This window comes from Geodermatophilus sp. SYSU D00697 (genome assembly GCF_054050175.1).
On the sequence record NZ_JBJGYV010000002.1, the window covers coordinates 45,652 to 72,014 of the forward strand.

26 protein-coding genes are annotated in these 26,363 nt (G+C 75.1%); 14 read left to right on the forward strand and 12 right to left on the reverse strand.

All coding sequences use genetic code 11. From position 1 onward, the window contains the following. Nucleotides 1-53 precede the first annotated feature (53 nt). Nucleotides 54-284, reverse strand: a complete 231-nt coding sequence (locus ACI79C_RS02175) for a DUF3039 domain-containing protein (protein ID WP_456943962.1) — start codon at nt 282-284, stop codon at nt 54-56. A gap of 97 nt (nt 285-381) precedes the next feature. On the opposite strand from ACI79C_RS02175, the gene ACI79C_RS02180 reads away from it, so the two are divergent. Next, complete coding sequence (locus ACI79C_RS02180) at nt 382-1,311, forward strand: pseudouridine-5'-phosphate glycosidase (protein WP_456943963.1); 930 nt, start codon at nt 382-384, stop codon at nt 1,309-1,311. An 8-nt stretch (nt 1,312-1,319) separates the two neighbouring features. Next, on the forward strand, nt 1,320-2,192 hold the full coding sequence (locus tag ACI79C_RS02185) for a carbohydrate kinase family protein (RefSeq protein WP_456943964.1): 873 nt from the start codon (nt 1,320-1,322) through the stop codon (nt 2,190-2,192). A 4-nt stretch (nt 2,193-2,196) separates the two neighbouring features. Here the strand turns inward: ACI79C_RS02185 and ACI79C_RS02190 are convergent, their stop codons facing one another. From ACI79C_RS02190 to ACI79C_RS02205, 4 genes are all read right to left on the reverse strand, one after another. Next, complete coding sequence (locus tag ACI79C_RS02190; RefSeq protein WP_456943965.1) at nt 2,197-2,538, reverse strand: DUF3099 domain-containing protein; 342 nt, start codon at nt 2,536-2,538, stop codon at nt 2,197-2,199. Nucleotides 2,539-2,702: 164 nt separating this feature from the next. Further along, on the reverse strand, nt 2,703-3,287 hold the full coding sequence (locus tag ACI79C_RS02195; protein WP_456943966.1) for an HhH-GPD-type base excision DNA repair protein: 585 nt from the start codon (nt 3,285-3,287) through the stop codon (nt 2,703-2,705). A gap of 60 nt (nt 3,288-3,347) precedes the next feature. Continuing rightward, nucleotides 3,348-4,433: a class I SAM-dependent methyltransferase gene (locus ACI79C_RS02200; protein ID WP_456943967.1), complete on the reverse strand. Its 1,086-nt coding sequence runs from the start codon at nt 4,431-4,433 to the stop codon at nt 3,348-3,350. A gap of 133 nt (nt 4,434-4,566) precedes the next feature. Further along, the gene (locus ACI79C_RS02205; RefSeq protein ID WP_456943968.1) at nt 4,567-6,204 is read right to left on the reverse strand and encodes a LuxR C-terminal-related transcriptional regulator; all 1,638 of its coding nucleotides are present in this window, start codon (nt 6,202-6,204) and stop codon (nt 4,567-4,569) included. A gap of 350 nt (nt 6,205-6,554) precedes the next feature. On the opposite strand from ACI79C_RS02205, the gene ACI79C_RS02210 reads away from it, so the two are divergent. Then, nucleotides 6,555-7,199, forward strand: coding sequence for a dihydrofolate reductase family protein (locus ACI79C_RS02210; protein WP_456943969.1), 645 nt, complete (start codon nt 6,555-6,557; stop codon nt 7,197-7,199). 417 nt (nt 7,200-7,616) lie between these two features. After that, nucleotides 7,617-8,201: a DUF1349 domain-containing protein gene (locus ACI79C_RS02215; protein WP_456943970.1), complete on the forward strand. Its 585-nt coding sequence runs from the start codon at nt 7,617-7,619 to the stop codon at nt 8,199-8,201. Nucleotides 8,202-8,335: 134 nt separating this feature from the next. On the opposite strand, the gene ACI79C_RS02220 is transcribed toward ACI79C_RS02215, so the two are convergent. Continuing rightward, nucleotides 8,336-8,746, reverse strand: a complete 411-nt coding sequence (locus ACI79C_RS02220; protein WP_456943971.1) for a VOC family protein — start codon at nt 8,744-8,746, stop codon at nt 8,336-8,338. A gap of 5 nt (nt 8,747-8,751) precedes the next feature. Continuing rightward, nucleotides 8,752-9,201 carry a helix-turn-helix transcriptional regulator gene (locus ACI79C_RS02225; RefSeq protein WP_456943972.1) on the reverse strand — a complete coding sequence of 150 codons (450 nt, stop codon included), beginning with the start codon at nt 9,199-9,201 and terminating at the stop codon, nt 8,752-8,754. 130 nt (nt 9,202-9,331) lie between these two features. Here ACI79C_RS02225 and dtd point away from each other — a divergent pair, with 130 nt between their 5' ends. The 3 genes from dtd (at nt 9,332) to ACI79C_RS02240 (ending at nt 11,999) form a co-directional block, all read left to right on the forward strand. Further along, complete coding sequence (gene dtd / locus ACI79C_RS02230) at nt 9,332-9,763, forward strand: D-aminoacyl-tRNA deacylase (RefSeq protein ID WP_456943973.1); 432 nt, start codon at nt 9,332-9,334, stop codon at nt 9,761-9,763. 248 nt (nt 9,764-10,011) lie between these two features. Continuing rightward, nucleotides 10,012-11,001 (forward strand): RNA polymerase sigma factor SigB, encoded by a 990-nt coding sequence (gene sigB / locus ACI79C_RS02235; RefSeq protein WP_456943974.1) that lies wholly within the window; start codon nt 10,012-10,014, stop codon nt 10,999-11,001. 185 nt (nt 11,002-11,186) lie between these two features. Next, the gene (locus tag ACI79C_RS02240; protein WP_456943975.1) at nt 11,187-11,999 is read left to right on the forward strand and encodes a methyltransferase domain-containing protein; all 813 of its coding nucleotides are present in this window, start codon (nt 11,187-11,189) and stop codon (nt 11,997-11,999) included. A gap of 4 nt (nt 12,000-12,003) precedes the next feature. Here ACI79C_RS02240 and ACI79C_RS02245 read toward each other — a convergent pair whose 3' ends face one another. Both ACI79C_RS02245 and ACI79C_RS02250 read right to left on the reverse strand, forming a co-directional pair. Then, entirely contained in the window at nt 12,004-14,754 is a 2,751-nt protein-coding gene (locus ACI79C_RS02245) for a bifunctional acetate--CoA ligase family protein/GNAT family N-acetyltransferase (protein ID WP_456943976.1), read from the reverse strand. After that, the gene (locus tag ACI79C_RS02250) at nt 14,747-15,928 is read right to left on the reverse strand and encodes an acetoin utilization protein AcuC (RefSeq protein ID WP_456943977.1); all 1,182 of its coding nucleotides are present in this window, start codon (nt 15,926-15,928) and stop codon (nt 14,747-14,749) included. The genes ACI79C_RS02245 and ACI79C_RS02250 overlap by 8 nt, the downstream gene beginning before the upstream one ends. 168 nt (nt 15,929-16,096) lie before the next feature. On the opposite strand from ACI79C_RS02250, the gene ACI79C_RS02255 reads away from it, so the two are divergent. Both ACI79C_RS02255 and ACI79C_RS02260 read left to right on the forward strand, forming a co-directional pair. Continuing rightward, a complete protein-coding gene (locus tag ACI79C_RS02255) occupies nt 16,097-16,804 on the forward strand; it encodes a metal-dependent transcriptional regulator (protein WP_456943978.1) in 708 nt (235 codons plus the stop codon). A 120-nt stretch (nt 16,805-16,924) separates the two neighbouring features. Next, entirely contained in the window at nt 16,925-19,030 is a 2,106-nt protein-coding gene (locus tag ACI79C_RS02260) for a S9 family peptidase (protein ID WP_456943979.1), read from the forward strand. A 6-nt stretch (nt 19,031-19,036) separates the two neighbouring features. On the opposite strand, the gene ACI79C_RS02265 is transcribed toward ACI79C_RS02260, so the two are convergent. From ACI79C_RS02265 to ACI79C_RS02275, 3 genes are all read right to left on the reverse strand, one after another. After that, the gene (locus ACI79C_RS02265) at nt 19,037-20,119 is read right to left on the reverse strand and encodes a DUF4192 domain-containing protein (RefSeq protein ID WP_456943980.1); all 1,083 of its coding nucleotides are present in this window, start codon (nt 20,117-20,119) and stop codon (nt 19,037-19,039) included. 118 nt (nt 20,120-20,237) lie between these two features. Further along, nucleotides 20,238-20,993 carry a hypothetical protein gene (locus ACI79C_RS02270; protein ID WP_456943981.1) on the reverse strand — a complete coding sequence of 252 codons (756 nt, stop codon included), beginning with the start codon at nt 20,991-20,993 and terminating at the stop codon, nt 20,238-20,240. A gap of 43 nt (nt 20,994-21,036) precedes the next feature. Next, complete coding sequence (locus tag ACI79C_RS02275) at nt 21,037-21,330, reverse strand: Dabb family protein (protein ID WP_456943982.1); 294 nt, start codon at nt 21,328-21,330, stop codon at nt 21,037-21,039. Between the two features lie 87 nt (nt 21,331-21,417). Between ACI79C_RS02275 and ACI79C_RS02280 the strand changes: the two genes are divergently transcribed. Genes ACI79C_RS02280 through ACI79C_RS02300 form a run of 5 tightly spaced genes read left to right on the forward strand, consistent with a single transcriptional unit; the run spans nt 21,418 to nt 26,344 of the window. Then, entirely contained in the window at nt 21,418-22,698 is a 1,281-nt protein-coding gene (locus ACI79C_RS02280) for a glycosyltransferase family 4 protein (protein WP_456943983.1), read from the forward strand. Beyond that, a complete protein-coding gene (locus ACI79C_RS02285) occupies nt 22,692-23,456 on the forward strand; it encodes a class I SAM-dependent methyltransferase (protein WP_456943984.1) in 765 nt (254 codons plus the stop codon). Before ACI79C_RS02280 ends, ACI79C_RS02285 begins: the two co-directional genes overlap by 7 nt. Before the next feature lie 40 nt (nt 23,457-23,496). After that, entirely contained in the window at nt 23,497-24,543 is a 1,047-nt protein-coding gene (locus ACI79C_RS02290) for a prenyltransferase (protein WP_456943985.1), read from the forward strand. Beyond that, the gene (locus ACI79C_RS02295; RefSeq protein WP_456943986.1) at nt 24,540-25,412 is read left to right on the forward strand and encodes a glycosyltransferase family 2 protein; all 873 of its coding nucleotides are present in this window, start codon (nt 24,540-24,542) and stop codon (nt 25,410-25,412) included. Before ACI79C_RS02290 ends, ACI79C_RS02295 begins: the two co-directional genes overlap by 4 nt. Then, nucleotides 25,409-26,344, forward strand: coding sequence for a glycosyltransferase family 2 protein (locus tag ACI79C_RS02300; RefSeq protein WP_456943987.1), 936 nt, complete (start codon nt 25,409-25,411; stop codon nt 26,342-26,344). Before ACI79C_RS02295 ends, ACI79C_RS02300 begins: the two co-directional genes overlap by 4 nt. The last annotated feature ends 19 nt before the right edge of the window (nt 26,345-26,363 follow it).

Here is a 26,363-nt window from a genome sequence, read left to right on the forward strand (position 1 = left end):
GTCGGCCTGCCGGCCGACACCGCGACCTCGCGAGCGGCGGGTGGGACGGGGTCCTACTCCTTGCGGAGCTGCTCGTAGATCTCCTTGCAGGCCGGGCACACCGGGCTGCCGGGCTTCGGGCTCTTGGTCACCGGGAACACCTCGCCGCAGAGCGCCTCGACGAGCGTGCCCATGACCGCACTCTCAGCGATCTTGTTCTTCCGGACGTAGTGGAAGACCTCGTTGGCGTTGCCGGTGTCGCCCTCGCGGACGTCGGGCTTCTCGAGGAGGTCGGTGTTGCTCACGCGGTGCTCCCTGGAGGATCTGGGGACGGCTGCCGGGGCGCGCCCGCACCGCCGAGGCGGGGTCGGGCACGACTCCCCCGCCCACCATGATGGCAGGGTGCCCGCCCCGACCCTGCCGCTTCCCGTCCAGCTCTCCCCCGAGGTGGCCGACGCGCTCGGCGCAGGCCGCCCGGTGGTGGCCCTCGAGAGCACCCTGCTCGCCCACGGACTGCCGCGGCCGGACAACCGCGACGCCGCGGACCGGGTGGAGGCCGCCGTCCGGACCGGTGGCGCGGTGCCGGCCACCATCGCCGTCCTCGACGGCGTGCCGCACGTGGGGCTGACGGCGGACCAGGTCGACCGGGTGTGCGACGACCCCGGCCTGGCCAAGCTCGGGGTCCGCGACCTGCCGGTGGCCGCCGCCCTGGGTCTCAGCGGCGCCACCACGGTGTCGAGCACCGCGCTGCTGGCGCAGCGGGCCGGTATCGGCGTGTTCGCGACCGGGGGGCTCGGCGGGGTGCACCGCCAGTCGGCCGACACGTTCGACGAGTCCGCCGACCTGGTCGCCCTGGCCCGCACGTCGCTGGTCGTGGTGTGCGCGGGGGTCAAGTCGATCCTCGACGTCCCGGCCACGCTCGAGCGGCTGGAGTCGCTGTCGGTGACCGTGGTCGGCTACCGGACGACGACCTTCCCGGGCTTCTACGTCGCCGACTCCGGCGCGACCGTCGACTGGTCGGTGGACGACGCCGAGCAGGCCGCCGCGGTCTTCGCCGCCCGCCGCGACCTGGCCCCGGGCGCGGTCGTCGTGGCCAACCCGCTGCCCGCCGACGAGCAGCTCGACCCCGACCTGCACGACCGGGTGATCGCCGGGGCACTGGCCGCGGCCGAGACGGCGGGGGTGCGCGGGAAGGCCGTGACCCCGTTCGTCCTCGACCACCTGCACCGGGCCAGCGAGGGCGCCACCCTGGCGGTCAACGTGCGGCTGGTGCTGCGCAACGCCGAGCTGGCCGGCCGGATCGCGGTGGCGCTGGCCGCCGTCCCCCGCTGAGCCGCCCGGTGCCGGTCGTGGTCGTCGGTGACCTGGTCACCGACGTGGTCGTGGTGCTCGACGGAGAACCGGCCCCCGGGTCGGACCGGTCGGCGTCCATCAGCAGCCGCGGCGGCGGCGCCGGGGCCAACGTCGCCGTCCACCTGGCGGGGCTGGGCACCCCGGTCGTGTTCGCCGGCTGCGTGGGCGACGACCCCGCCGGGCGCGGGCTGGTCGACGAGCTCGCCGCCGCGGGGGTCACCCCGGCCGTGCGGACCGTGCCGGGCGTCGCCACCGGGACGGTCGTGTGCCTGGTGGAGCCCGGCGGCCAGCGCAGCATGCTCGCCGACCGCGGCGCCAACCTCGCTCTGCAGCCCGGGGACGTGCCGCCACCCGCCCGGGGCGGGCACCTGCACCTGTCCGGCTACACGCTGCTCGACCCGCGGCCGCGACCGGCGGGGCTGGCGGCGCTCGCGGCGGCGGCGGAGGCCGGGTGCACGGTGTCGGTGGACCCGGCCTCGACCGGTCCGCTGGCCCGCTACGGCGTCGACCGGTGGCTGGCCGACACCGCCGCGGCCACGCTCGTGCTGCCCAACGAGGACGAGGCGCTCCTGCTCTCCGGCTGCGCCGATGTAGCGACCGCTGCCCGCGCGCTCGCCACCCGCCACCCCGTGGCCGTCGTCACGCTGGGCGCCGGGGGTGCGCTGTGGGCCTCCGGCGACGTGCTGGTGCACCGGCCGGCACACCCGGCCACCGTCGTGGACACGACCGGCGCCGGGGACGCCTTCACCGCCGGCCTGCTGGCAGCGTGGCTCGCCGACCCGGGCGGGAACCCGGCGCGGGCACTGGACGCCGGCCTGGCGCGGGCGGCGACGGTGGTCGGCCGGCCGGGAGCCCGCTGAGGCCTCAGTGCTCGATGACCCGGCCCGGGCGCGCGGGGTTCTCGAGGATCCGGTCGGGGCGCGGCGGGGCGTAGCGGTTGACGTCGAGCTTCTTCTTCGGTGGCGCGTCGTTGGCCATCATCACCGCGATCCACGGCAGCACCGTGCCGAGGAACGCGAAGATCAGCGCCAGCCACAGCGTCTGGTAGAAGACCGCGGCGAGCACCAGGCTGACGCCGCGGACGGCCATCGTCAGCACGTACCGCTTCTTCCGTGCCGCGTGCTGCTCCTCCCGGCTGAGCTGGGCCTCGGTGATGAGGACCGGCTCGGGCCGGCGGGAACGCGCGTGCTGCTGGCTCGAGGCCACGGGTGTCCTTCCCTCCGCCGACCGGCGCACCGGCGTTCGGCAGATCCCCTCCGGTGACCGTGCCGCCCGGCGTCCCGACGGCGTCCGGGCCCGGCACGGCCCCGGGTCGTCGCCCATCGTGCCACCGGATCCGGGGCGGTGCAGGCGCCTCCGGCGCGCCGTCCTCAGGAGCCCGCGGCGGCCTTGGCGGCCTGCTTCCTCGCCTGCTTGAACTGGCGGACCTCGGCCAGTGACTCGGGGCCGGTGATGTCGGCGACCGAGCGGTGAGAACCCTCCTCGCCGTACTCGCCGGCGGCCTCCCGCCAGCCGGACGGGGTGACGCCGTACTGCTTGCCGAGCAGGGCGAGGAAGATCTTCGCCTTCTGCGCGCCGAACCCGGGCAGCTCCCCGATCCGCTCGAGCAGGGTGCGGCCGTCCGGCGCGTCGGTCCAGACCGCCTCGGCCCGGCCGTCGTAGCGCTCGACCAGCAGCCGGCAGACCGCCTGCGCCCGACCGGCCATCGACCCCGGATAACGGTGGATGGCCGGCGGCCCCTGGAACCACGCGGTCAGCTGCTCGGGGTCGGCGTCGGCGATGTCGGCCGCGGAGAGGGTGTCGACCCCCATGCGGTCGGCGAGCAGCCGGGGGCCGGAGAACGCCCGCTCCATCGGGAACTGCTGGTCGAGCAGCATGCCAAGAAGTAGTGCGAGCGAGTCACGGCCGAGCAACTCGTCGGCGGCGGCGTCCTGCGTGATGCGGAGGGTCGGCACGCTCGTATCGTGCCTGGACGCGCACCGGACGCAATCCCGGGGAGATGCGGGAACCGCGCCTCACCCGAGAGTGCAGACGTAGTAGGCGTTCTGCGGGTCGGTGTTGATCTCGCGGACCGCGACGTCGGCGAAGCCCGCCTCACCGAGCATGCGCAGCGCGGTCTGCCGCCCCCACATCGTGCCCAGTCCCATCCCGCCGAGGCCCAGTGAGACCGGCATGCAGTGCAGCAGCGAACAGGTGTAGAGGAGGGTCGCCAGCGGCATGTCGACGTTGTCGGCGACCTCACTCGACCCGGTGATGTCCACCATGAGGAACACCCCGTCCGCCCGCAGCGCGTGCGCGATCGCCGCCAGCACCTGCGCCGGCTGCGCCTGGTCGTGGATGGTGTCGAAGGCGGTGATCAGGTCGAAGGCGTGGGCACGGTCGAGGTCGGCCACGTCCTGCAGCTCGAAGCGGGCGTTGGTCAGGTTCCAGTCGGCCGCCTCGGCCCGAGCCCGGTCGATCGCCTCCGTCGAGAAGTCGTAGCCGACGAACCTGCTCGCCGGGAAAGCCCGGGCCATGAGGTTTATCGCGTGGCCGGAGCCGCAGCCGAAGTCGGCGACGTCGATGCCGGCGGTGAGCCGCTCCGGCAGCCCCGGGACGAGGGGCAGGATCGTGTCGAGCAGCGAGGCGTCGTTGACGGCGGCGCTGTCCTCGGCCATCACCTCGTGGAACCGGCTGAATGCCGAGTAGGGCACTCCCCCGCCCGAGCGGAACGCCCCCACCACCAGGTGCTCCGCCTCGGCCAGCATCGGGATGTACCGGCACAGCCGGGCCAGGTTGTCCGGTCCGGCGGCTCGGGTGAGCGCGGCGGCGTGCTCGGCCGGCAGCCGGTAGGTGCGGGACGAAGCGTCGTGCTCCACGACGCCGGCCACGGTCAGCGCGGCGAGCCACTCGCGCACGTAGCGCTCCTGCATCCCGGCGGCCTGCGCGACCTGCTCCGACGTGGCGTCGTCCAGTTCCGCGAGCACGTCGAACAGCCCGAGCTGGTCGCCGATGCTGCACTGCAGCACCAAACTGGCCGCATCGACGGCACCGACCATCCGATCGGCGAAGGCCGCCGCACGCTGCTCGTCCACCGGGTGCTGCTCCGTCTGGGTGGTCATGGTGTGCTCCCGTCCCTCGAGACCCGTGCCGCCGTGCCCTCCAGGGGCCGACACTAAGAGGGCCCAGCAGCCTGACGCTTCCGTGCGACCACCCATTCCTCCGCGCACGGGATGGGTGGTCCCACGCACACGCTCAGACCAGGCTGTGCTCGACCGCGTACCGGGTGGCGGCGGCCCGACAAGTGACGCCGAGCTTGGGGTAGAGGTTGGACAGGTGTCGCTCCACCGTCCGGGGGCTGATGGTCAGGGTTGCTGCGATGTCGGCGTTGTGCAGACCGTCGGCGAGAAGGCGCAACACCTCCTCCTCCCGGGTGGTCAACCTGGTGCGGCCGGGGGAGCGTGACCCGTCGTCCGGGACGGGCCAGGCGGGACGTGCGCGCAACCGGTCCAGCACCTCGACCGCCGCACGCTCCTCCAGGTCGGCGCTGGCCCGGTCGCCCAGGGCGCGGTAGCAGCGGGCGAGCAGCTGCCCGGTGCAGGCCGCCTCGTAGGGCGTGTCCAGCTCCCGCCACCGGTGGACAGCCGCCCGCAGCGGCGCCAGGGCCTCGGCGGGGGCACCGCGCGCGAGCGCGACCGCCCCTGCCGCGGTGCCCGCCAGCGGGACGACCAGGGACTCGGGCCAGGTGCGGCCCAGCTCCTGCAGTTCCGCCGAGCGTTGCCGCGCCTCGTCGAGGTCGTCTGCGGCGCAGGCGATGCGCACGGCCGCCACCAGCAACCGGGCGCGGTGGTGCAGGTGCCCGTCCGGCTGCGCCATCATCGCCGTGCGCACTGCGGCGCCGGCCGCGGCGACATCCCCGCGGTCCAGCTGGACAAGAGCCAGACCGGGGTGCGGGTCGACGCCGCGCCGGTGCGCCTCCGCGAAGGCCATCTCGGCCCCGGTCCGGTCCCCGGTGAGCAACCGCAACTCCCCGCGCAGCGACCACGCCGCCCCGACGGTCTCCTGGCACAGCTCGCGCAGTTCCCGGCAGGCCCGGTCCAGCGCAGGTTCCACGCGCTCCCACTCGCCGGCGAGCTGCCAGATGCGGGCCCGGTGCACTCGGCACGCTCCGCTGAAGAGCACCGCCGCGGGCAGCGAGTCCAGCCACTCCTCGGCGTCGGCGAGCCAAAGCCGCATCCGGGCGACATCGCCGACCTGCTCGGCCACCTCCATGGCGAGGCAGAACGTGTTGCCCACCCACTCGGGCGCCATCGACGCGGCGTCCAGCCCCACCATTGCCTCGTCGAGCAGCCTCATCCCCGGCGCGACCCTCCCCGTGCCGGCCAAGGCATAGCCCTCGGCGACCAGGGCGACCACGTCGAGCGTCCGGTCCGGCTGCCGGCGCGAGAGCGCTGCGAGATCGCGGGCCGCGGCCAGTACGCCCTCGGGGGACGCCTGCGGGAGGTTGTACTCCACGTCGCGGTAGAACGCGACGTACCCGTGCGTCGGGGACTCGGGCACGTCGCCCAGCAGCCGCTCCACCCGGTTCATCCATCCGGAGCCGAGCGGCAGCTGCCCGATGAGAAGGTGGTACATCGCCACGTCCAGGGCCGTCAGCGCCGCGTCCTCGATGCGGCCGTCGTCGAGCAGCTGACGGTGGGCCCGGGCGGCGAGACGGACGGACTCCCCGGCCCGTCCGCACCACCAGCTGGCCTTCGCCGCGGCCACGAGGTCGTCGGGAGCCCTCAGCGGGGCGTCCCGGGCCGCACGGGTGTACGCCTCCCGGGCGGCGGGCCAGTCACCCGCCCGGTAGGCCGCCCGTGCGATGCCCAGCACCGGCCTCGCGGTGGCCACTCCGTCAGTGTCGACCCCGGCGGCGTCGTACGGCCATGCCGCCGTCGTGGCGACGTCGAGACGCTGCCCGCGGGAGCGGTCGACTGCTTGCTCGACGCATGCGCTGGTCCAGCAGCATCCCGAGCAGCAGTGCCAGCGGGTCGCGGCTCAGCAGTGCAGGCCGGACGGCTGGACGGTTCCAGCGGCCGACACGGCGTCTCTCCCGCCGCGCAGGGGCCGCCTCTTGAGCTCTCGGCTCGGGCATCGCCGGCCGCCGGCCGGTGCCCCCTGCGCACCCGCACTCCCGCGCGGCGATGAGTTCCCCGCTGACCGACGGTCCACCTGTCATCGACCGCGCGAGGAGGAGCCACGTGGACCAACTGCTCAGAGTCCAGAACTTCACCGTCTCGAGTGACGGATTCGGAGCGGGTGAACACCAGAGCCTGGAGAGACCGTTCGGCCACGCCGACCCCGGGGCCCTGTTCGCCTGGGCCGGCGCCACGGCGAGCTGGCCCAATCGCACCGATCCCGGCGGCAGCCGCGGGCTCGACGACTACTTCACCCGGGACTTCGCCCACAACATCGGCGCCGAGATCATGGGCCGCAACAAGTTCGGTCCCCAGCGTGGACCCTGGGAGGACCACCAGTGGCAGGGCTGGTGGGGCGCCGAGCCGCCGTTCCACACCCCGGTGTTCGTGATGACCCACCATCCGCGCCCGTCGTTCACGCTCTCCGACACCACCTTCCACTTCGTCGGCGCCGACCCGGCCACGGTCCTCGACCAGGCACGGGAGGCGGCCCAGGGTCGGGACGTCCGGCTCGGCGGCGGGGCCACCGTCATCCGGCAGTTCCTCGACGCCGACCTCGTCGACACCCTGCACGTGGCGGTCTCACCGGTGGAGCTCGGTTCCGGCGTACGGCTCTGGACCTCACCCGAGGAGCTGCTCGACCGCTACCACCTCGACGTCGTGCCCAGCCCGAGCGGCGTGACCCACCACCTGTTCTGGCGCAAGTGACACGGGAGCCCACGATGGGCGCCGGATGTGGACGTGGTCGCTCCCGTGTCCAGCTGCTTCGTCGACGCATGTGCTGGTCGAGCAGCAGCGCCAGCAGGTCGCAGCCGAGCAGGTCGTCGGCCGCGGGGGCCGGGCTGATGCGGAGGGTCGGCACACCGGCGCGGCGGCTCGGACCGCTCGAGGTGCTCGGCGAGCATCGCCGATCTCGACTCCCACCCCGGCCAGGAACGCGGCGTCAGCGACTGACCCGAGATCACCCCGGACCGGGTCGACACGGTCGCTGACGCCATCGGGAGCCACAGCGGATCCACCTCGCACCGACGAACTCGATGGCGGGCGGATGAACGGCACGGCAACCACGGCGGGGCCGCACGGCTGTCGGTGCGAGCCCCGATGAACGTGACCTAGCGTGGCGCCATGACGACGGAGTCGATGCCCTGGTCCGCCGGGACGTGGACCGTCCCGCCGGTCGCGGTGTCGGAGCAGGGGCCGGACCTGCTCGTCACCGCAGCTGAGGGCAGCGACGCCTGGCGGCACACCGCCTACGGCTTCGTGCACGACGACGCGCACGCGCTGCTCGCCACCTTGACCGGACCAGGCGCGGTCGAGGTCACCTTCGCCGCGGCCTTCGGCGAGCAGTTCGACCAGGCGGGGCTCGTGCTGCGGGCCGACGCGGAGACGTGGCTCAAGGCCGGCGTCGAGGTCTCCGACGGTGCACTCCAGGTCGGCGCCGTCGTCACCCTGGGTCGCTCCGACTGGTCGGTGGCGCCGGTGCCGGAGTGGGCCGGGCGCCGGGTGACCGTCCGCGCGAGCCGTACCGGGGACGCGGTGACCGTGCGCGCGCGGGTCGACGACGAGCCGTTCCGCCTGGTGCGCGTCGCGCCCTTCCCGGCAGGCGTCGCGGTCGCGGCGGGCCCGTACTGCTGCGCCCCCACGCGGGCGGGCCTGGTCGTCCGCTTCCACCGGTGGGCCACCGGACCGGCCGACGCCGCCCTGCACTGAGCCTCGGCCGCCATGACCGACAGGACCGTCCCGCGCGCTGCGTGCCGCACGCCGGACCGGTCCTCCGGTGACTCCCAGGCAGCACGCCAACGACGGGGCACGAGGATCCCCTCGAGCAGGGCTCGCCGGACGGCTCAGGTCAGCTGGTTGATGCGGACCAGGTTGCCCGCGGGGTCGCGGAAGGCGCAGTCGCGCACGCCGTAGTCCTGGTCCATGGGCTCCTGCAGCACCTCGGCACCGCCCGCCTCGAGCCTGGCGAAGACGCCGTCGAGGTCGTCGCTGGCCAGCGTGACGGCGGTGTAGTTGCCCTTGGCGATCAGCTCGAGGATGGTCCGGCGCTCCTCGTCGGTGATGGTCGGGTCGGCAGCCGGCGGGTGCAGGACGATGGACGTCTCCGGCTGGTCGGGCGGACCCACCGTGATCCAGCGCATGTCCCCGTAGCCGACGTCGTTGCGGACCTCGAACCCGAGGACGTCCCGGTAGAAGGCCAGCGAGGCCTCCGGATCGGTGTGCGGGAGGAAGGTGTAGTGGATGATCAACTTCATGCCGGTCACGGTAGTGACGGCGCCGCGACCTGGGCTTCTCGATTCCTGACCGGTCTGGTCACCTGCTTGGCCAGGCACGGTGGGATCCCCGCGGTGGCCTGGGCGGACCGCTCCCGGTAGGTGCTCGGGGGCATGCCGACCAGCTCGGTGAAACGGGTGCTGAAGGTCCCCAGCGATCCGTAGCCGACCGCGAAGCAGATGTCGGTGACGCTGAGGTCGCCCCGCCGGAGCAACGTCATCGCGCGCTCGATGCGCCGCGTCATGAGGTACGCGTACGGCGACTCGCCGTAGGCCCGGCGGAACGCCCGGCTGAGGTGCCCGGCCGACATGTGCACCTCGCGGGCGAGCGCCTCGACGTCCAGCGGCTGCGCGTACTCCCGGTCGATCCGGTCGCGCACGCGCCGCAACCACACGAGGTTCTCCAGGTGGTGCTCCAGGACGGGGCCGCTGGTCACAGGCGGGATCGTAGGACGCGCCGGCGTCGCCGCGGGCGTCCCCGGCGTCGCCCGCGCCGGGCGTCCCGGGTGGGGGTGGCCGGTCGACGTCCGGGCGGGGTGCGCACCCGCCATGACGGAGGATGGCGCGGTGCGTGCCGTGGTGAGCAGGGTCGGTACAGCCGCTGTCGAGGTGGACGGCGAGGTCGTCGGCGCGATCGGCCCCGGGCTGCTGGCCCTGGTGGGAGTGGGCCGCGACGACGACGCCGACCGGGCGCGCGCGCTGGCCCGCAAGGTGCACGAGCTGCGGGTGTTCCCGACCGACGACGGCGCCCGGTCGGTGGGCGACCTGGGCCTGCCGGTGCTCGTCGTCAGCCAGTTCACCCTCTACGCCGACACCCGCAAGGGCCGCCGTCCCTCGTGGGACGCCGCCGCCCCGGGCGAGGTGGCCGAGCCGCTGGTGGAGGAGGTCGTCGCCGAGCTGCGCCGGCGCGGGAGCGAGGTGGCCACCGGGGTGTTCGGCGCGCGGATGCTGGTCTCCTCGGTGAACGAAGGCCCGATGACCTTGCTCCTGGAGGTCTGAGCCGACGCGGCGCTGGGTAATCCCGGGTGACGCAACACACGCCCTGTGCGTTTGCTGTGAAGAGGGCATCCGTGGAACACCCGAGCGGGTCGGGGCCGTTGGACAGGGCGTACCAGACGGACACACGAGCGAGGTTCCGCGGCCGACCGAGCCGGCCGACCGGAGCCCCACCCACGACGCCCGGACGCACCGTCGCCACCGCCGACCGACGGACGCATCCGAACCGAAGGCAAGGACGAAGACAGATCGTGACGCTGCTGCAGTCTTCCCCCACCGACACCCTCGAGGTGCGCTCCCGGACCGCGCGCCGCGAGCCCGACACCAGTGGTCTGGTCTCCACCGACCTGGTCCGGGTGTACCTCAACACCATCGGCAAGACCGCGCTGCTCACGGCCGAGCAGGAGGTCGAGCTGGCCAAGCGGATCGAGGCCGGCCTCTACGCCGAGCGGCTGCTGGCCGAGCGCCAACTGACCCCGGCACTCCAGCGGGACTACAAGGCCCTGGCCATCGACGGCAAGGCCGCCAAGCGGCACCTGCTGGAGGCCAACCTGCGGCTGGTCGTCTCGGTGGCCAAGCGCTACACCGGGCACGGCATGACGTTCCTGGACCTCATCCAGGAGGGCAACGTCGGCCTGATCCGTGCGGTCGAGAAGTTCGACTACACCAAGGGCTTCAAGTTCTCGACGTACGCGACGTGGTGGATCCGCCAGGCCATCACCCGCGCGATGGCCGACTCCGGCCGCACCATCCGGCTGCCGGTGCACCTCGCCGAGCAGGTCAACAAGGTGGTGCGCACCCGGCGCCGGATCCACCAGGAGCTGGAGCGCGAGCCCACCGCCGAGGAGCTCGGTCTCGAGCTGGACATGACCCCGGAGCGGATCACCGAGCTGCTCGAGTACTCCCGCGACCTGGTCAGCCTGGACCAGACCGTCGGCGCCGACGAGGAGTCCCGCCTCGGTGACTTCATCGAGGACGCCGACGCCGCGGTCGCCGAGGACGCGGTCGCCTTCCAGATGATGAAGGGCGACGTCCGCAACGTGCTGTCGACGCTGGAGGAGCGGGAGCGCGACGTGGTCGTGCTGCGCTTCGGCCTGGACGGCGGCCAGCCGCGGACGCTCGAGCAGATCGGCAAGCAGTTCGGCCTGTCCCGCGAGCGGGTGCGCCAGATCGAGCGCGAGACGATGGCCAAGCTCCGCGACCCGGAGCGCGCCGACGCCCTGCGCGACTACCTCGCCTGAGGGAGGACCCCGTCCTCCTCACCCCTCGCACGCCCGGGGCGAGCCTCTGGACGGGGCCGACGAGCACGACCGAGAGCCGGTCACCTGCGGGTGGCCGGCTCTCGGCGTCTCGTGCCGCGCGGGGACCCGGTGACGGGACCGGCCGGGCGCGCGACCCTGGAGGGCGGCGCACCCGGAGGCACACCATGACCACTCCCCCCGCCGAGACCTTCCAGATCTCCGCTGACGCCGCCGAGCTGTACGAGGCGCGCTTCGTCCCGGCGATCTTCGCCGAGTGGGCACCGTTGCTCCTCGACGTCGCCGACGTCCGCCGCGGCCAGACCGTCCTCGACGCCGCCTGCGGCACGGGGATCGTCGCGCGGAGCGCGGCCGACCGGCTCGGCGGGAACGGCCGCGTGGTGGGCCTGGACCTCAACGAGGCCATGCTCGGGGTGGCACGTCGGCTCCGCCCGGACCTCGAGTGGCGGCAGGGGGACGTGGCGGCCCTGCCCTTCGCCGACGCCGAGTTCGACGCGGTCGTGTGCTCGATGGCGCTCATGTTCTTCCCCGACCGGGACGCCTCGCTCCGGGAGATGGTCCGGGTGACCCGTCCCGGCGGCGTGGTCGCACTGTGCGTGCCCGCGGCGCTGCCCGACCAGCCCGCCTACGGCCCGTTCGTGGACATGGTCGTGACGCACGCCGGGGACGCCGCCCGCTCGCTGCTCGGGACCTACTGGTCCTGCGGCGACCTCGACCGGCTCCGCGCGACCCTCACCGGCGCCGGGCTGAGGGTGGTGGCGACCCGCACGCACGTGGGGACGGCGGCCTTCCCCTCGGCCGAGGCGCTGGCGGTCACCGAGGTCGAGGGGTCACCACTCGCGCCGCGGATCCCGCCGGAGGTGTACGACCGCATCCGCGCCGGCGCCCGGGAGGTGCTCGCGCCGTTCACGTCGCCGGACGGCACGGTGGCCGCCCCACTGGCTGGGCACCTGGTCGCCGGCCGGACGCCGCGACCCTGATCGGTCACACGCCGGGGACGCGCATCCGCCGGGGGCCGGGCTCGATCCGGGCCGTCGGCGGGCCGACCCGGACGACCGCGCCGGCGACCACCAGCGACCGACCGCCGTGCCAGGGGTTGGCGGGGCCGACGATCACCGGCTCCAGGCGCAGACCCAGCACCTCGGGGAGGTCGTCGGCCAGCCGTGCCACCCGCAGCAGCAGGTCCTCCAGCGCCGCGACGTCGACCGGCTCCGACCCGCGGTAGCCGTTCAGCAGCGGCCAGGCCCGCGGCGCCCGGACCAGCTCGGCCGCGTCGAGGTCGGTCAGCGGCAGGGTGCGGTAGGCGCGGTCGCCGAGCAGGTCGGTGGCGACCCCGCCCAGGCCGAAGCTGACCAGCGCACCGAACGACGGGTCGTCGACGACCTCCACCACGGTCGCCACCCCCGGCGCGGCCATCTCCTGCACGATCACCGGGTCGCCGGAGGGGATGGCGGCGAAGGCGGTGCGCACCGCGTCGGCGTTCCCGAGGTCCAGCCGGACGCCGCCGAGGTCGGAGCGGTGCCGCAGCCACGGGGCCGTCGACTTGAGCACGACCGGGTAGCCGATCTCCTCGGCCGCGGCCACGGCTGCCTCGGTGTCGCTGACCGTGCGGGTGCCCAGCAGCGGCACGCCGTAGGCGGCCAGCAGCGCGATGGTCTCCTCGTCGGTGAGCGCGCGGCCTCCGGGCGCGTCGGCGAGCGCGTGCTCCACGAGGTGCCGGGCCGCCGCCTCCTCGACGCCGGGCAGCTCCGGCACCTCCCCCACCGGCCGGCTCCTCCAGCGCGCGTACTCGACCACCTTGGCGAGGGAGATCACCGCGCGCTCCGGCGTGGAGTAGGACGGCACCGAGCAGCGGGCCGGCGTCCCGTCCTCGCCCGGGACGGCGAGCTCCGGCGGGATCCCCTCGGTCGACAGGAAGGTCGCGACGATCGGCTTGTCGGCACCCTTGGCGACCTCCAGCAGGGCGCGGCCGAACTCCGCCGAGCCCCGGCTGACCGGCGGCAGGAACACCGCGACGACGGCGTCGACGCCCGGGTCGTCCACCGCCTCCTGCAGCGCCCTTCGGAACTCCTCGGCCGAGCCTCCGGCGCCGATGTCGGTGGGCGCCTCACGCGCCAGCCGCATGCCCTCCTCCAGCACGGCATCGGAGACCAGCACACCCATCGCGGTGGAGTTGCCGACGACGGCGACGCGGTCACCGGCCGGCAGGGGCTGGTGGGCCAGCAGCGTGCCGACGTCGAAGAGCTGGGCCAGGGTCTGCACCCGGATGACCCCGGCCGACGCGAACAGCGCCCCCACCGACTCCTCCGGCACCGGGACCGACGTGCCGGCCAGGCCCTCGGTCATGCGCACGTGCCGGCCGCTCTTGACGGCCACCACCGGCTTGTCGCGGCCGACGCGGCGGGCCAGGCGGGCGAACTTGCGGGGGTTGCCGAAGCTCTCCAGGTGCAGCAGCACCACCTCGGTGCCGGGATCGGTGGCCCAGTACTGCAGCAGGTCGTTGCCGCTCACGTCGGCGCGGTTGCCGGCCGACACGAAGCTGGACAGCCCGATGTTGCGGCTGCGCGCCTGCTCGAGCAGCGCCGACCCCAGCACCCCGGACTGGGCGAAGAAGCCCACCCGCCCGCGGCCGGGCACCCTCGGCGCGAGGCTGGCGTTGAGCCGCACCGCCGGGTCGGTGTTGACGATCCCCAGGCAGTTGGGGCCGACCACCCGCATGCCCGAGGCGCGGGCCGAGGCCACCAGCTGCCGCTCGGCGAGCCGCCCCTCCGGGCCGGACTCCCCGAACCCCCCGGAGATCACCACCAGCCCGCGGACGCCCTTGCGCCGGCACGCCTCCACGACCCCGGCCACCTCGTCGGCCGGCACGGCCAGCACGGCGAGGTCGACGTCGGCCGGGATCGACTCGATGTCGGCGTACGCCGGGACGCCGCGGACGTGCCGGGTGCCGGGGTTGACCGGGTAGATCGGGCCGCGGAAGCCGTAGTCGAGCAGGTGCCGCAGGACGGCGTGGCCGAGCTTCCCCTCGTCGTTGCTGGCCCCGACCACCGCGACCGACGACGGGGTGAGCAGCCGGGCGATCGAGCGGGACTCGCTGCGCTGCTCGCGCTCGTAGAGCACCGCGAGCGCCGTCTCGGTCGGTGCGATCGGGAAGGTGAGGTGGACGACGCCCTCCTCGTACGTGCGCTCCGGGGTGTAGCCGGCGTCGAGGAAGACCCGCACCATCCGGTTGTTCTGCGCCAGCACCTCGGCCACGAACCGCTGGATGCCCCGTTCCCGCGCCGCGGCGCCCAGGTGCTCCAGGAGCACCGAGCCCAGGCCGCGGCCCTGGTGGGCGTCCTCGATGAGGAAGGCGACCTCGGCGTCGTCGGTGCCCGGGTACCGGTCGTACCGGCCGACCCCGATCACCTGGTCGCCGAGCACCAGCACGAAGGCCACCCGCGAGTCGTGGTCGACGTGGGTGAACCGGTGGAGGTCCTTCTCCGACAGCCGCTTCATCGGCCCGAAGAACCGGTAGTAGCGGGTCTGGTCGGAGCTGCGGTCCATGAGGCCGACCAGACCCTCAGCGTCGCTGGGCCGGATCGGGCGCAGGTGCACCGTGCCGCCGTCGGCGGCGATGACGTCGGCCTCCCAGTGCGCCGGCGCGGCGGGGGGTTCGGGCTCGGCGGCCGTCGGCCGCCCGTCAGGGGTCTCCTCCACGGCGACCTGCGGGGTGGAGGTGTGCTGCTCAGTCACGGGGGTCGTCCGGGTCCAGGCCGAAGTAGGGCAACGAGGCTCGGCGGGTGCGGGCGATCGCCCGGTCCACCCGGGACTCGGTGAACGGGTCCCAGTGCGAGAACCCGGTGTACCCGCCCTCGGTCATGTGCGTCGGCGGGCGGGCGCGCAGGCCGCGCCGGACGACGTCCTCCCGCCAGGACTCCGGGATCTCGGTCGCCGGGTCCAGGCGGTGCCCGCTGGCCTCGGCGATGAGGTGGGTCCAGGCGCGCGGCACGCAGCGCACCAGGCCGTACCCACCGCCACCGAGCGCCAGCCAGCGGCCGTCGCAGACCTCGTGGGCCAGGTCGTGCAGCGCGCGGTAGCTGGCCCGCTGGCCGTCGACGGTGAGCGCGAGGTCGGCCAGGGGGTCCTCGTGGTGGGCGTCGCAGCCGCACTGGGTCACCAGGATCTCCGGCTGGAACGCCTTGATCACGCTGGGCACGACCGCGTGGAAGGCCCGCAGCCAGCCGGAGTCGTCGGTGCCGTTGGGCAGGGCGAGGTTGACCGCGCTGCCGAGGGCCTGCTCCGGGTCGCCGGTCTCCTCGGGGTAGCCGGTGCCCGGGAACAGGGTCAGCGGCGTCTGGTGGATGCTGACGGTGAGCACCCGCGGGTCGTCGTAGAAGGCGGCCTGCACGCCGTCGCCGTGGTGGACGTCGATGTCGACGTAGGCGATCCGCTGGTGGCCCTGGGCCAGGAGCCACGCGATCGCCACCGCCGCGTCGTTGAACACGCAGAAGCCCGAGGCGCGCTCGCGCATGGCGTGGTGCAGGCCGCCGGAGATGTTGACCGCGTGCTGCGCCCGGCCGCGGTGCACCTGCTCCGCGGCGAGCACGCTGCCACCGGTGATCAGCGCCGCGGCGTCGTACATCCCCTCGAAGATCGGGTTGTCCGGCGTGCCGAGGCCGAACCCGATGTCGGGGTCGGCCGGGGCCCGCTTGACGGCCTCCAGGTAGGCGGGGTCGTGCACGAGGGTGAGCAGGTCGACGTCGGCCGGTGTCGGGCGCAGCACCTCCAGCCGGTCGGTGGCCAGGACGCCGAGGGAGTCGGCCAGCCGCATGGTGAGGTCCAGCCGGACCGGGTGCAGGGGGTGGTCCCCGCCCATCGTGTAGCCGAGCAGTGCGTCGTCCCAGACGACGGCGACCGAGTCACTCACCAGCTCTCCTCGCTGCGTGCGCGGGACCGGCCGACGGTGGACGGCCCCGGGACGAGTCCAGCGCGACGCTACCGCCGGACCCCGGTCGACGTGCCCGTCCGGCCGCGCCGCGTGACCCGGCGCACGGCGCCCCGCCCCGTACCATCGACGTGACCACGGAGGAGACCTGTGAACGACCTCATCGACACCACCGAGATGTACCTCCGGACGATCTTCGAGCTGGAGGAAGAGGGGATCGTCCCCCTCCGCGCCCGCATCGCGGAGCGACTGCACCAGAGCGGCCCGACGGTCAGCCAGACCGTCGCCCGCATGGAGCGCGACGGGCTGCTGACGGTCGAGGGCGACCGGCACCTGCAGCTGTCCGAGCAGGGGCGGCAGCTGGCCACGGCGGTCATGCGCAAGCACCGCCTCGCCGAGTGCCTGCTCGTCGACGTCATCGGGCTGGACTACGCCGACGTCCACGAGGAGGCGTGCCGCTGGGAGCACGTCATGAGCGAGGCGGTGGAGCGCAAGCTGCTCAGCCTGCTCGGCAACCCCACCGTGTCGCCGTTCGGCAACCCGATCCCGGGCCTGGACGCGCTCGGCGGCGAGACCTCCGCCGTGCTCGACTCGCTGACGCTGCTGTCGACCACCGCCACGCCCGAAGGGCGCCCGGTGGAGATCAAGCGGATCAGCGAGCAGCTGCAGGAGCACTCCGACCTGATGCGCACGCTGGCCGACCAGGGGGTGCGGCCGGGCGTCACGGGGACGGCCCAGCTCGTCTCCGGCTCGGTCAGCCTCGACGGGTACGTGCTGCCGGCCGGGGTGGCCCAGCACGTGTTCGTCAGCGCCCTCGACGAGGAGCTGACCCCCTCCGAGGCGGCTCCCCGCCTCTGAGTGGCGGCGGCCGACCGCGCGACCGGTCCGCGGACTGCGGGGCCGGTCGGGCTCACTACGGTGGGCCCGACCGGCCCCGTCGCACGTCCGGGGCCCGGAGGACGAGAGAGGGCCCGCCGCGTGAGTCAGCCTCCTGCCGCCGCAGACCAGCCCGGACCGGCCGACGCCGGTCCGCCCGCCGCCGCCCCGGCGTCGCCGTTCGCCGACCTGTCCGCCTTCGTCGCGTTGCCGCGGGTCACCGGCCTGGCGCTGTCGCCCGACGGCCGGCGCCTGGCGATCGCGGTGCAGACGCTCGACCCCGAGCGCACGAAGTGGCAGACGGCCCTGTGGGACGTCGACCCCGACGGCCGCCGCCCGGCCCGCCGGCTGACCCGCAGCGCACCCGGCGAGTCGGCGCCCGCGTGGGCACCCGACGGCTCGCTGCTGTTCACCTCCGCGCGCCCCGACCCGGAGGCCAAGCCGAACGGCGAGGACCCCACCCCGGCCCTGTGGAGCCTCCCGGCCGGTGGCGGGGAGGCACGGCAGGTGCTCGCCCACCCTGGCGGGATCGGGGGTGTGGTGGTCGCCGCCGACAGCGGGGACGTGGTCGTGGTGGCCTCGTCGATGCCCGGTGCCGGGGACGCCGAGGACGACGCCGCCCGGCGCAAGCAGCGCAAGGAGGCGGGGGTCACCGCGATCCTGCACGAGGCCTATCCGGTGCGGTACTGGGACAGCGACCTGGGGCCCGCGACGCCGCACCTGTTCTGGGCCGGCCGCCTGCCCTCCGAGGCCCCCGCCGGCGTCGCCGCCGAACGGGTCGAGCTGCGCGACCTGACCCCGCACGTCGTCCCGCCCGACGGGGCCGGTGACGCCCCGGCGCTCTCCCCCGACGGCCGGCTGCTGGCGCGCACCGAGACCGTGCCGGACGGTCCGGCCGGCCGCCGCGATCGGCTCGTGGTCCTGGACACGGCGACCGGGGATGCGCGCGTCCTCGTCGACGACCCGCTGGCCGACGTCCACCCGCCGCGGTTCTCCCCCGACGGCAGCGCGCTGGTGTGCACGCGGGAGGCCTTGTCGACCTACGAGGAGCCGCCGGACTACACGCTCCTGCACGTCGACGTCGCGACCGGTGCGTCCCGGGAGCTCACCCCCGACTTCGACCGCTGGCCGAGCGCTCCGCAGTTCAGCGCCGACGGCCGGGCGGTGTACTTCCTCGCCGACGAGGACGGGCGGCACGCGGTGTTCCGGGTCCCGGTCGAGGGCGGGACGCCGGTGCGGCTGACCACCGACGGCGCCTACAGCGACCTGCAGGTGGCCCGCGACGGCAGCGCTCTCTACGCGCTGCGCTCGGCCTACGACGAGCCCCCCGCGCCGGTGCGCCTGGACCCGGAGGCCACCGGCCAACACCCGGACCCGCTGCCCGCCCCCGGTGCCCTCGACGCCCTCCCCGGCACCCTGCACGAGGTGGCGGCCACCGCGGCCGACGGCACCCGCGTGCAGTCCTGGCTGGTGCTCCCCGAGGGCGCCTCGGCGCAGGACCCCGCGCCGCTGCTGCTGTGGGTCCACGGCGGGCCGCTGATGAGCTGGAACTCGTGGTCCTGGCGGTGGTGCCCCTGGGTCATGGCCGCCCGCGGCTACGCCGTCCTGCTGCCGAACCCGGCGCTGTCGCAGGGGTTCGGGCAGGACTTCGTCCGGCGGGGCTGGGGCGCGTGGGGCGAGGCGCCCTACACCGACCTCATGGCCGCCGTGGACGCCGCCGAACGACGACCGGACATCGACGCGTCGCGCACCGCGGCGATGGGCGGCTCCTTCGGCGGCTACATGGCCAACTGGATCGCCACCCAGACCGATCGCTTCCGGGCGATCGTCACGCACGCCAGCCTGTGGGACATCGACTCGTTCACCGGCACCACCGACGCCGCGTACTACTGGGAGAAGGAGTGGGGCGACCCGCTGCAGCAGCCCAAGCGGTACGAGCAGAACTCGCCGCACCGCTTCGCCGACGCGATCCGCACCCCGATGCTCGTCATCCACGGCGACCGCGACTACCGGGTGCCGATCGGCGAGGCGCTGCGGCTCTGGTACGACCTGCAGAAGCGCGGCGTGCCGTCGAAGTTCCTGTACTTCCCGGACGAGAACCACTGGGTCCTGACGCCGGGGAACGCGCAGGTCTGGTACGAGACCGTGGTCGCCTTCCTCGGCGAGCACGTCCTGGGGGCGGAGTGGCAGCGGCCCGAGCTGCTGTGAGGCCGCTCACCCGGCGGCCCAGACCGCGTCCGGCTCGGCCGCCGTCGCGGTGATCATCGCCCGCAGCTGGCTCGGGGGGAGGCAGGCGGCCAGGCCCTGGGAGAGCAGCTGGGCGAACGTGTAGGTGGGCCGGCTGGCCAGCGCCCGCTCGAGGGCGACGTTGGCCAGCGCACCGTCGCCGCGCAGCCACGCGCTGACCGCGAGCAACGTGGCCGGCGCGGCGTCGAGCGGAGCGGGCGCTCGGCGGGTGCACTCGGTCCACAGCGCCTCGGCCGCCGTGGCGTCGTCCCCCAGGGCGAAGGTGAGCGCCCGGTCGCGGACCCGGATGTCGGCCAGCGCCCACAGCACCCGCGCGACGTCCCGGTCGCCGAGGCGGTCGCCGGCTCCCGGCCGGCAGCGGCCCAGCACGCCGACCACGGTGTCCCAGGAGCGGCGGGCCTCGGCGTCCCGGTCGGCGAGCGCCGCCCGCGCGTGCCGGTCGCCGACCCGCCAGGCCAGCTCCTCCATGGCCGCGAGGGCCGGACCGTCCACGGGGGCGATCCGCGCCTCGAGGGCCGCCCGGTCGGGCTCCACGACGACGCCGCTGGCCACGGAGGCGACCTCGAGCTCGGTCACCCGCGCCGGCAGTGGCGTCCCGCCGTCCGGGGCGCAGCAGGGATGGGCACAGTCGTAGGACCACCACCGGCCGCGCCGGACCAGCAGCGCGTCGCGGACCGGGATCCCCCGGTCGGCCAGGGCGACGACCAGTTCGTGCACCACGTCGCGGTGCGGCAGGCCGGTCACCACCTCGCCGTCCGGCTGCCCGGGGAGGGGTTCGGCGTCGTCGGGCGCCTCGGAGACCACCGCGACCACGACGCCGGCGGGCTCGTCGGTGGCGACGCTGCCGGCCAGTGCCCGGGCGACGGCGGGCGAGGCGACGCGGGCGGGGAGGTCGGCGCGCACGGTGAGCCCCACCCGCCCCCCGGTCGGGCCGCCCAGGGCCACGAGCAGGACCGACTCGTGCGGGTGGAACCCGATCAGCGCGGGCAGGGCGGCGGCGAGCTCGCCGGTGTCGGAGATGCGCACCTCGGGGCGCAGGGGTTCGTCCATGGGGCGACCCTCGCCGCGCGCGGGGACCGCCGGGGCCGGTCAGGCCGGTCTGTGGACGGCGCGGCCCGCTGTGGACGAGTGGCGTCCCGTCGTCGGTGGGTCGTGCCGGCGTCCTCCCTCAGTCCAGCTGCTCGGCCTGCACGTCGTGGGCCTGCTGGAGGAGGGCGGTGAACGCCGCCTCGTCGAGGGGGCCGCCCTTCGGGTCGGTGGCGACGAGGGTGACCAGCCGGTCGCCGTCGCGCACCAGGCCGATCAGCGACGGCACCGTGACCTGCGCGCCGCCGGGCGTGGTCGCGACCGTGGTGAACGAGACCCCGGCCGCGTCGTCGCCGACGTCGGGCACGTCGATCTCGGTGAAGGTGATCGTCGCCGTGCCGATCTCGGGCGAGCTGACCTGCGCCTCGGGGCAGTCCGCGATCTGCTCGGTGAGCTGCGACACGGCGTCGTCCACCGGGCCCCCGAGGGAGAGCAGCTCGACGGTGGTCGTCGTCCCCCGGACGGCGACCTGCGCGGCGAGGTCGTCGAACTGGTCGACCTGCGGCTGGGTGCCCTTGACCGCCGCGGCGCACGCCTCCGGGGTGATCTGTGCACCCGCCATGGAGCCGGTCGCCGCCATCGCCCCCTGCGCCAGCTGCTGCTCGGTCACCGGCGTGACCTGGGCGTCGGCGCCGAACGCCTCGGCCGGCAGCAGCCCCGGCGTGAGGTCGGTGCCGGCCCCGGCGGACGACGACGCGGCCGCCGGGGAGGAGCCGGTCGCGGCCGCCTCCTGCCCGCCGCCGTCCTCCGCACAGCCGGACAGCACCGCACCGGCGGCCACCCCGGCCGCGAGGACGCAGACCAGCCGGGCCGGGCGGTTGCTCGAGCACGCAGTCATGCCCGCGAACGTAACCGCGCCCGGCGGACCCCGCAGCGACGCCTCAGACCTCGTACTGGGCGGCCGTCCGCGAGGCCAGGTACGGGGCGACGTGGTCGGCGATCACCTGCAGGTGCACGGGGTGCTCCGCGTAACGCCGCCACGCCTCGGCGTCGGGGAAGTCGGCGACCAGCGCGGTGTGCGCGTTCCCCTCGCGCAGGCCGGCGTCCGGGCCGACGGCGAAGGCGGTCATCCCGCCGACCTCCTCCGGCAGCCGGCGGAGTGCCGCGAGCGTGGCCGCCCGGCGCTCCTCGTCGGCGTCGTCGGACCAGGTGAACAGCACGACGTGGCGCAGCATGGCCGTCACCCTGTCAGCCCCGCGGGTCCGGCCGCAGGCCGGGTTCGGGAACTGGCCGGTCACGGCCGCCGGTTAGAGTCGCCGACCATGGGACGGTCGCAGCGCATCGCACTGCTGTCCTACCGGAGCAAGCCGCACAGCGGTGGTCAGGGCGTCTACGTCCGGGCCCTCTCCCGTGAGCTCACCGAGCTGGGCCACCAGGTCACCGTCTTCAGCGGCCAGCCCTATCCCGAGCTCGACGACGGCGTTCCGCTGACCCGGGTGCCGAGCCTGGACCTCTACCGCGAGCCCGACCCGTTCCGGACGCCGCGACCGGGTGAGTTCCGCGACTGGGTGGACGTCACCGAGTGGGCGCTGATGTGCACCGCGGGGTTCCCCGAGCCGCTGACCTTCAGCCTGCGGGCGGCCCGGCTGCTGCTGCCCCGCGCCGCCGAGTTCGACGTGGTCCACGACAACCAGAGCCTGGGCCTGGGCCTGCTGCGCCTGGTCCGCGCGGGTGTGCCGACCGTCGCGACGGTCCACCACCCGGTGGCCATCGACCGGGATCTCGAGCTCGCCGCCGCCCCGAGCCTGCGCCGCCGGCTCACGCTGCGCCGCTGGTACGCGTTCACCGCCATGCAGGCCCGCGTGGCGCCCCGGCTGGACGCGGTCACCACGGTGTCGGAGAACTCCCGGCGCGACATCGAGACCCACCTGGGCGTCCCCGCGGCCGGGGTCGAGGTCATCCCGGTGGGCATCGACCCCGACGTCTTCACCCCTCCCCCGCCCGGCCGCCCGCGCGACCGGGACTCGATCGTCGTCACCACCAGCGCCGACGTCCCGCTCAAGGGCCTGGTGCACCTGCTGGAGGCGGTGGCCGCGCTGCGGACGCAGCGCCCGGTGCGGCTGACCGTCGTCGGCTCGGCGCGCTCGGGCGGCCCGGCCGAGGCTGCGCTGGACCGGCTCGGGCTGCGCGACGCCGTCCGCTTCACCGGCCCGCTGCCCGAACCGGACCTGGTCGGCCTGTTGCAGGGCGCCGCCGTGGTCGCCGTCCCGTCGCTGTACGAGGGCTTCTCGCTCCCGGCGATCGAGGCCATGGCGTGCGGCACCCCGCTGGTGACCACCGACGCCGGGGCGCTGCCGGAGGTGGTGGGCAGCAAGGCCGGGCTGCGGGTGCCCGCCGGGGACGTCGCGGAGCTCACCGCCGCCCTGCGGCTGGTCCTCGACTCGCCGTCCCTCGGTGAGCAGCTGGGCCGGGCCGGCCGCCGTCGCGTCCTCGCCACCTACACCTGGCGGTCCACCGCCGAGCGGACGGCGGACTGGTACGCCGAGGTGCTCGACCGGCGGGGGGCGGCCGCGAGGACCGGCGCCGAGGAACCCGCGTGCTGACCGTCGACTACGACCGCCTCGACGTCCGGCCGGGGACGACCGTCCTCGACCTGGGCTGCGGCGAGGGCCGGCACGCCTTCGAGGCCTACCGCCGCGGCGCGCGGGTGGTGGCCCTCGACCACGGCGTCGCCGAGGTGGAGACGACCAAGCGCTGGCTGGGCGCGATCGCCGAGGCGGGGGAGGCTCCCGACGGCGCCCGCTACGAGGTGGTCCGCGGCGACCTGCTGGCCCTGCCGGTGCCCGACGCGAGCGTGGACCGGGTCATCGCTGCCGAGGTGCTCGAGCACATCCCCGACGACCGGACCGCGCTGGCCGAGATCGCCCGCGTGCTCAAGCCCGGGGGCCGGGTGGCCGTCACCGTGCCGCGGTACGGACCCGAGCGCGTCTGCTGGGCGCTGTCGGACGCCTACCACGCCAACGAGGGCGGGCACGTCCGCATCTACCGCGGGGACGTCCTGCGCACCCGGCTCGCCGCCGCGGGCCTGGTGCCCGGCGGGCAGCACCACGCGCACGCGCTGCACGCACCGTTCTGGTGGCTCAAGTGCGCGGTCGGCGTGGAGCGCGACACCGCCGCCGTCCGCGCCTACCACCGGCTGCTGGTCTGGGACCTCACCCACCGTCCGTGGCTGACCCGCACCGCCGAGCGGCTGCTGGACCCGGTCGTCGGCAAGAGCCTCGTGGTCTACGCCGACAAGCCGGCCGCCACGGCGGTGCCGGAGGTCGAGCCGGAGCGGGAGCGGGAGCGGACCGCTGTCTGAGCTGCTGCCCGAGCTGCCGGGGGTGCTCAGCGGGGAGCAGGTGCGCGCGACGGTCGCGTCGATCGCGGCCGAGCAGGACGGTGACGGCGCGCTGCCCTGGTTCCGCGGCGGCCAGCTCGACCCGTGGGACTCCGTCGAGGCCGCGATGGCGCTCGACGTCGGCGGCCGGCACGACCGCGCCCGCGCCGCCTACCGCTGGCTGGCCGCGCGGCAGCGGCCGGACGGGTCCTGGGCGGCCGAGTACCGCGCCGGCCGAGAGACGCTGCCGGCGGTGGAGAGCAACCACGCCGGTTACCTGGCCGTCGGGCTCTGGCACAGCTGGTTGTGCAGCGACGACGAGGAGCTGGTCGCGGAGCTGTGGCCGGTCGTGCGGCGGGGCCTGGACCTGGTCACCCGCATGCAGCTGCCCGGCGGCGCGGTCAGCTGGGCGCTGCGCCCCGACGGCACGCCGGACGACACCGCCCTGCTCACCGGCAGCGCCAGCCTGTTCCAGGCGCTGCGCTGCGGGGTGGCGCTGGCCGGGCTGGCCGGGGACCCCCAGCCGGACTGGGAGCTGGCCGCCGACGACCTGGGCACGGCCCTGCGCAGCCGGCCCGCGGCCTTCGCCGACCGCTCGCGGTACTCGATGGACTGGTACTACCCCGTGCTGGCGGGCGCCGTCACCGGGACGGCGGCCGCAGAGCGACTGGCCGCCGGCTGGGACCGGTTCGTCGTCCCCGGGCTCGGGGTGCGGTGCGTCGCCGACCACCCGTGGGTGACCGGCGCGGAGACCTGCGAGCTCGCGCTCGCCCTCGCCGCCAGCGGGCGGACCGACGCTGCCCTGGAGCAGGTCGCCGCCATGCAGCACCTGCGGCACGACGACGGCTCGTACTGGACCGGCTTCGTCTACCCCGACGACGCCCGCTGGCCGGTGGAGCGCACCACCTGGACGGCGGCCGCCGTGGTGCTCGCCGCGGACGCGCTCTCGGGAGCCGGCCCGGCATCGGGCCTGTTCACCGATCCCGGCGCGCTGCCGGCCGCCGGGACGGGAGGATCACCCGCACCCGTGGATTGGCTGCCGGGAGGTGCGGGCACGGGGGGCCTGTGACCTCGACCGACACCTCCACCCGACCCCGGCCCCCGGTCACCGTCGTGGTGGCCAGCCGCAACCGTCGCGAGGACCTGCTGGCGTCCCTGCCCCGCCACGAGGCCCCGGTGGTGCTGGTCGACAACGCCTCCACCGACGACACCGTGCAGGCCGTCCGGGTGGCGCACCCCGAGGTGACGGTGCTGCAGCTGGAGCGCAACGTCGGGGCCCGGGCCCGCACCGTCGGCGCCGAGCACGCGGGGACGCCGTTCGTCGCGTTCGCCGACGACGACTCCTGGTGGGCGCCCGGCGACCTCGCCCGCGCGGTGGAGATCATGCGGGCGCACCCGCGGCTGGCGCTGCTCAACGCCCGGATCCTGGTCGGCCGCGAGGAGCGGCTCGACCCGGTCTGCGCCGAGATGGCCGACAGCCCCCTGGGCACCGCCCCCGACCTGCCCGGCCCCTCGCTGCTGGGCTTCGTCGCCTGCGCGGCGCTGGTGCGCACCGAGGCCTTCGCCGCGGTCGGCGGGTTCGACGCCGTGGTGCGCTTCCCCGGCGAGGAGGAACGGGTCGCCCTCGACCTGGCCGCCGCCGGGTGGGGTCTGGCCTACGTCGACGAGGTGACCATCCACCACCACCCCTCGCCCCGGCGGGACGCCCCCGAACGGCGGCAGGCGGCCATCTGGCGCAGCCGCGTGCTCACCGCCCTGATGCGCCACCCCGTCCCCGCGCTGCCGGGGCTGCTCGCCTCCGCCGTCCGCGCCGGCCGGCCCGGGGTGCGCGGGCTGCTGCGCGCGGTCCCCGACGTCCCGGCCGCGCTGCGCGCCCGCCGGCGGGTGCCCGGCCGGGTGTGGGCCGACGTCCGGCTGCTCGCCGGGGACGCCGCGTGACGGCGACGCAGGCCGCACCGGAGGCCACCTCGACCGGCCCCGATGCGCGGGTCGCCGTCGTCGTCATCACCCACCAGCGCCGTGACGAGGTGCTGCTCGCGCTGTCCCGGTTGCGCGCCCTGCCGGAGCAGCCGCACGTCGTCGTGGTGGACAACGGCTCGACCGACGGGACGGCGGCGGCGGTCGCCGAGCGCTTCCCCGAGGTGGACCTGGTCGCCAGCCCGGAGAACCTCGGTGCGGTCGGCCGCAACGTGGGCGTGGCCCGGGTGGACACCCCCTACGTCGCCTTCTGCGACGACGACACGTGGTGGGATCCCGGCTCGTTGCGCACCGCGGCCGACGTCCTCGACGCGCACCCGCGGCTGGCGGTGGTGACCGCGCGGATCCTCGTCGAGCCGGGCGGGCGGGAGGACCCGATCGTCCCCGAGCTGCGCGACTCCCCCGTGCGCGGTGCCGACTGGCTTCCCGGCCCGGCGCTGGGCTCCTTCCTGGCGGGGGCCTCGGTGTTGCGGCGGGAGGCCTTCGACGAGATGGGCGGGTTCTCCGAGCGGCTGTGGCTGGGCGGCGAGGAGGAGCTCATGGCCGGCGACCTGGCCGCCGCCGGCTGGGAGCTGTGCTACCTGCCCGAGCTGACCGTGCACCACCAGGCCAGCACCGCCCGGGACCCGCACAAGCGCCGCCGCGACGGCATCCGCAACACCCTCTGGACGACGTGGCTGCGCCGCCCGGTGCGCCCGGCGCTGCGCCGCACCACGCACCTGCTGCGGACCGTCCCGCGGGACCGGCTGAGCCTGCTCGGGGTCCTCGACGCGCTGCGCGGGCTGCCGTGGGTGCTGCGCGAGCGGCGGGTGCTGCCGGCGCACGCCGAGGCCCGCTTCGCCGCTCTGGAGCACGCCCAGCGCACCTCGACCGCCCGCCGGTACGTGAGCTGATCCGGAGGTGTCGGGAGCG